3 protein-coding genes and 1 pseudogene are annotated in these 5,411 nt (G+C 69.2%); 1 reads left to right on the plus strand and 3 read right to left on the minus strand.

Annotation, left to right across the window (positions count from 1 at the left end; translation table 11 throughout):
• The 3 genes and pseudogenes from K8V84_RS16165 to K8V84_RS16175 all read right to left on the minus strand — a co-directional run.
• A pseudogene (locus K8V84_RS16165) lies at positions 1–120 on the minus strand (signal recognition particle-docking protein FtsY); the annotation flags it as partial.
• Between the two features lie 76 nt (positions 121–196).
• On the minus strand, positions 197–1,231 hold the full coding sequence (locus K8V84_RS16170; RefSeq protein WP_304075777.1) for an iron ABC transporter permease: 1,035 nt from the start codon (positions 1,229–1,231) through the stop codon (positions 197–199).
• Between the two features lie 21 nt (positions 1,232–1,252).
• The gene (locus K8V84_RS16175; protein ID WP_304075778.1) at positions 1,253–2,248 is read right to left on the minus strand and encodes an ABC transporter substrate-binding protein; all 996 of its coding nucleotides are present in this window, start codon (positions 2,246–2,248) and stop codon (positions 1,253–1,255) included.
• A 642-nt stretch (positions 2,249–2,890) separates the two neighbouring features.
• On the opposite strand from K8V84_RS16175, the gene K8V84_RS16180 reads away from it, so the two are divergent.
• Positions 2,891–5,411: S8 family serine peptidase (locus K8V84_RS16180; RefSeq protein WP_304075780.1), on the plus strand; the 2,521-nt coding region annotated here is incomplete at its 3' end.

Consider the following 5,411-nt stretch of genomic DNA (forward strand, 5'->3'; position numbering starts at 1 on the left):
CTCCGGCTTGGTCTCCTCCTTGCCCGGCGCGACCGAGCTTCGGGTCCTGACCAGGAAGAACCCGCCGACCACCAGGAGGGCGACGACGACGATGATGCTTACGAGCAAGGTGATGTCCATAGCGTGAACCAGTCTTCCAGAGTGTTCGACGCGTTCGCATCACGTCCGGCCCGCCGGGCACGGCCGGAGACGGGGTTCAGGTGCCGCGATGGCGTGTGGTGCGCAGGATGAGCACGAAGAACGGTGCTCCGAGAAAGGCGGTGACCACACCGATGGGCAGTTCCGCGGGGGCGACGATCGTGCGCGCCACGATGTCGACGGTGACGAGGAAGGCGCCGCCGGCCAACACGGTGACCGGCAGGATCGCCCGGTAGTTGGAGCCGACCAGGCGGCGCACGATGTGCGGCACCACGATGCCGACGAACCCGATGAGTCCGCTCACCGACACGGCGGCCGCGGTGGCCAGGGACGCGGCGGCGATGACGACCAGTCGCACCGCGGCCGGGTTGAGACCGAGACTGACGGCCTTGTCGTCGCCCAGCGCCAGCATGTCCAGCAGGTATCCGGACAGCAGCAGCACGGCCAGCCCCACCGCGGCGTAGGGGGCGATGAGCCGAACGTCCTCCCAGCCGCCCCGACCGAGACCGCCGAGCAGCCACGCGTAGATGCGTTGGAGCTGGTCGATACCCATCTGTTGGACGAGGGTCTGCGCCGCGGACAGGAAGGAGGAGACGGCCACTCCGGCGAGCACCAGCGCGGCGGTTCCCCCTCCCCCGGCGGTGGATCCGAGCGCGTACGCGGCGGCCACCCCCAAGAGCGCGCCGACGAAGGCCGCCACGGGGACCAGCGCCCGGGGGTCGGCGATGAGGTCGCCGCCGAACACCATGACCATGGTGGCCCCCAGCCCGGCACCGGCGGCGGCGCCGAGCAGGAAGGGGTCGGCCAGCGGGTTCCGGAAAACCCCCTGGTAGGCGCCGCCCGCGGTGGCCAGGAGGGCGCCGACGATCGCGCCCATCACCACGCGGGGCAGGCGCAGCTCCATGAGCAGCGCCTCCTGCCGTTCGGTCAGGGGCGACTCCACCCAGCCGAACGGCAGGAGGCCGACGAAGTGGCGGAGGATGTCGGCGGCGGTCAGGGAGGCCGCTCCGGCCGAGATGCCGAACACCGCGGCCGCGCACAGCGCGACCACACCGCCCAGCAACCACCCGAACGGGATCCCGAAGCCCTTCACCGCTCTGCTTCCGCCTCTCGTCTACTGACCGGCGCTCTGCTGGACGGCCTCACCGACGGCCTCGGCGAAGTCGACCACGCGCGGGCCCCAGCGGGAGGAGGTGTCCTCGTCGAGCAGGTGCACCGCGTCGTTCTCGACGGCGGTGACGGTGTCGAAGGCCGGGCGTTCGGCCACGTCCTCGACGGCGGACTCGTCGCCGTAGGACAGGAAGATCAGATCCGGGTTCTCCTCCACCACGAACTCGGTGGACAGCTGCGGGTAGCCGCCGCTCTCGGAGTCGTCCGCCTGGTCGGCGATGTTCACCAGACCGAACGCGTCGTAGACCTGGCCGATGAAGGTGGCGGAGGTGACGGAGAACAGGGTGTCGTCGAGCTCGTGGTAGAAGGTGAGCTCGGTCTCGCCCAGGGAGCCACAGGCCTCCTCGACGACGGCGTTGAACTCGGACTCGACCCGGTCCGCTTCGGCGTCGGCCTCTTCCGTCTTACCGGTGACCTCGCCGAGCAGGCGGATCTGGGCGTAGACGTCCTCCAGGTCGGCGGCGTCGCCCAACACGAGTGTGGGGATGTCCACGGCCTGGAGCTGCTCGACGCTGTCGATGGCGCTGTCGGAGAGGATGACCAGGTCGGGGTCGTACTCGCTGATGGCCTCGACACTGGGGGTGTAGCCGCTGAGGTCCGTGGTGGGGGCCTCTTCGGGGTGGTAGGAGTACTCGTCGACCGCCTCGACCTGGTCTCCGGCGTCGATGGCGAAGAGCGACTCGGTGGTACTGGGCGAGAGCGAGACGATGCGTTCGGGCGCCTCCTCCAGGGTGACCTCACCGACGGAGTCGTCGACGGTGACCGGGAAGGTGCCGTCACCGATCTCGTTACGCTCGGCGGGTTCGGGGACACCGCACTCCGCCGACGCGGTCTCGGTGGACTCCTCCGTGTTCTCCGGTTCGGGGTCGTCCGTACCGCAGGCCGTGAGGGCGAGCGTGGCGCCCAAGAGGGCGATGGGAAGCTGGCGGGCGATCCGCACGGTGCTCCTTCGAGTGCGTGCGGGGAGGAGCGGCCCAGGTCGGGACGGCCGGTCCTTCCCACGAGGACAGGGGACGTCGGTGTCGGCGAGGCGACCTGGCTCGTCCCCGCGCTCGGCGAGGCTTCACAGTTGCGGGACAGCGCCGGATCCGGCGGCCGGATGTGGCCGCCTGCCGGACTTCGCTCGATCGACACCGGCTCGTACCGACCCGGGTGGGACGGCACGGCGCGTCCAACTCTACTGCGCGGTACTTCGGACCCGACTCGGGCGTGCGCACCCGTTCCGACCTGCGTGTCCTTTGTTGCGGACGGTCGTTTTCGTGAAACGGTCACCTTTCGGGCCCGCAATTCAGCCCAACCGTTTTCATGAATATTACGACGATATGCGCCTTGCGTCCGTTTTATAAACCACTGTCTCCCCGAAGGGAACTCACGGCACTTCGTCACACCATGTGGCCATATTGAGTCTGAATGAACATTGACACCCCACATCGCACACGGCAATGATCTCGTTGCCATGCGCGCCGAATCCTCCTAATACGGACACCTTCCGGCGTATCCCCCGTGTGTGCGCTCCATACCCGGTGGGTCGTCGATTCCCCCGCTGTCCTGAGGCGCGCACGAGAAGGGATGTGTTGACAAGGTGGCACCCCACCGATCACTCCTGGCCCCACTGGCCGGGTTGACACTCATCGCCGGCCTGGTGGCGGCCACACCCGCGAGCGCGGACGAGGAACAGGGACTCGCGCCCCTGCACCCCGCTCCCACCGCGGGCGACGGCGAGCTCACCCACCAGGTCCAGGACCTGTGGTTCATCGAGCTCGAGGGCCCGACCACCACCGAGGGCGCCGCCGCAGGCCGCGTCGACGACGAACACGTCGAATTCCACGCCGAGGCGGAGGAACACGGCCTCGAATACACCGAACGCCACTCCTTCACAAAATTGTGGAACGGCGTCTCCGTGATGATGGAGGACGACCAGGTCGGAACGGCCCGGGAGATCCCCGGCGTGGCCGCCGTCCATCCGGTCATGCGGCACGAGATCCCCGAGATCGCCGACGGCGAGCCCGAGATGGACACCGCTCTGGGAATGACCGGCGCCGACATCGCGCAGAGCGAGCTCGGTCTGACCGGTGAGGGTCTGCGCGTGGCCATCATGGACACCGGTGTCGACTACACCCACCCCGATCTGGGCGGTCCCGGCGGGTTCCCGTCCGAGCGCGTGGTGACCGGTCACGACTTCGTCGGCGACGACTTCGACGCCGGCGACCCCGACAACGCCGAACCGGTCCCCGACGACGACCCGCAGGACTGCAACGGGCACGGCACCCACGTCGCCGGCATCGTCGGCGCCCAGGGCCAGGTCACCGGTGTGGCCCCCGATGTGGAGTTCGGCGCCTACAAGGTGTTCGGCTGCACCGGCTCCACCACGTCCGACATCATGATCGCCGCCATGGAGCAGGCCCTGGCCGACGACATGGACGTGCTCAACATGAGCATCGGCTCCGCTCACTCCTGGCCGCAGTACCCGACCGCCGTCGCCTCCGACCGGCTGGTCGACGAGGGCATGGTCGTGGTCGCCTCCATCGGCAACGAGGGCGACACCGGCCTGTACTCCGCGGGCGCGCCCGGTCTTGGCGAGAACGTCATCGGTGTGGCCGCCTACGACAACACGCACATCCGCGCGGCCGCCGCCGAGGTCACCCAGAGCGGCGAGACCGTCGCCTACATGGAGATGGACGAGGCCCCGCTTCCACCGACCTCCGGGGAGACCGACGAGATCGTGGACATCGGCCGTGGCTGTCTGGCCGCGGGCGACGAACTCGAAGGCGATCCCGAGGGCAAGACCGCGCTGATGATCCGTGGCGAGTGCACCTTCACCGAGAAGTACGACGCCGCCGTCGACGCGGGCGCCACCGGTGTCGTGGTCTACAACAACCTGCCCGGCATGTTCGCGGGCGGCGGCATCGTCGACCGCGGAGCCTTCTCCGTCGGCGTCTCCGACGAGGCCGGCGCGCACATCCTGGAGCTCCTGGAGTCCGGCGAGAGCGTCACCCTCACCTGGACCGGCGAGGAGACCACCATCCCGAACCCGACCGGTGGGCTGATCAGCAGCTTCAGCTCCTACGGTCTGGGCGCCGACCTGTCCCTGAAGCCGGACATCGGCGCGCCGGGCGGTCTGATCAACTCCACCTACCCCATGGACAAGGGCGGCTACGCCACCGTCAGCGGCACCTCGATGTCGTCCCCGCACGTCGCGGGCGGCGTCGCGTTGGTCCTGGAGTCCCGGCCCGACCTGGACGCCCACGACGTACGCGACGTGCTGCAGAACTCCGCGGACCCGACCACGTGGTGGGGCGACCCGGACATGGGCGTGCTCGACAACGTCCACCGTCAGGGCGCCGGCATGCTCGACCTGCCCGGAGCCGTGGGGTCGACCACCGCGCTGGCCCCCGGCAAACTCGGCCTGGGCGCCACCGAGGGGCCCGTGACCGAGACCGTCACCATCACCAACCACGGTGACGCCGAGGCCACCTACACGATCGAGCACGAGCCCGCGTTGGGCACCCACGGCGACACGTTCGCGCCGGAGTTCAACGACGCCTACGCCGAGGCCGGGTTCAGCGAGAACGAGGTGACGGTACCGGCCGGCGGTTCGGTCTCCGTCGACGTGACCATCACCCCGCCCGCCGACGACCTCGATCAGATGATCTACGGCGGCTACGTCAAGGTCACCGAGGCCGACGACGAGGGCGACACGCACCGTGTACCGTACGCCGCCTACAACGGCGACTACCAGGCGATCGACGCCATGACCCCGATCACCGACGGCGATGGGAACACTCACGACCTGCCGTGGCTGACCAAGATCACGGAGTGCGAGGCGTTCTTCGGTCTGGACTGCGCCGGCAGCGGCGGCGGATACGAGAACCGGCCCGAGGGAGACTCCTACACCCTGGGCTGGGTGGACGGTCTGCCGGACGTGCCGTACGTGATCGCCCACTTCGACCACCACGTCACCAAGCTGGAGATGACCGTGGTCGACGAGCGCACCGGCCGCCCGGTCCACCCGGACCGCGACATCGCCCTGTCGGTCGACCAGGTCAACCGCAGCGCCACCCCCACGGCGTTCTTCGCCTACGCCTGGGACGGCACCGTGACGG

This window comes from Nocardiopsis listeri (assembly GCF_020741345.1).
Taxonomy (GTDB): domain Bacteria; phylum Actinomycetota; class Actinomycetes; order Streptosporangiales; family Streptosporangiaceae; genus Nocardiopsis; species Nocardiopsis listeri_A.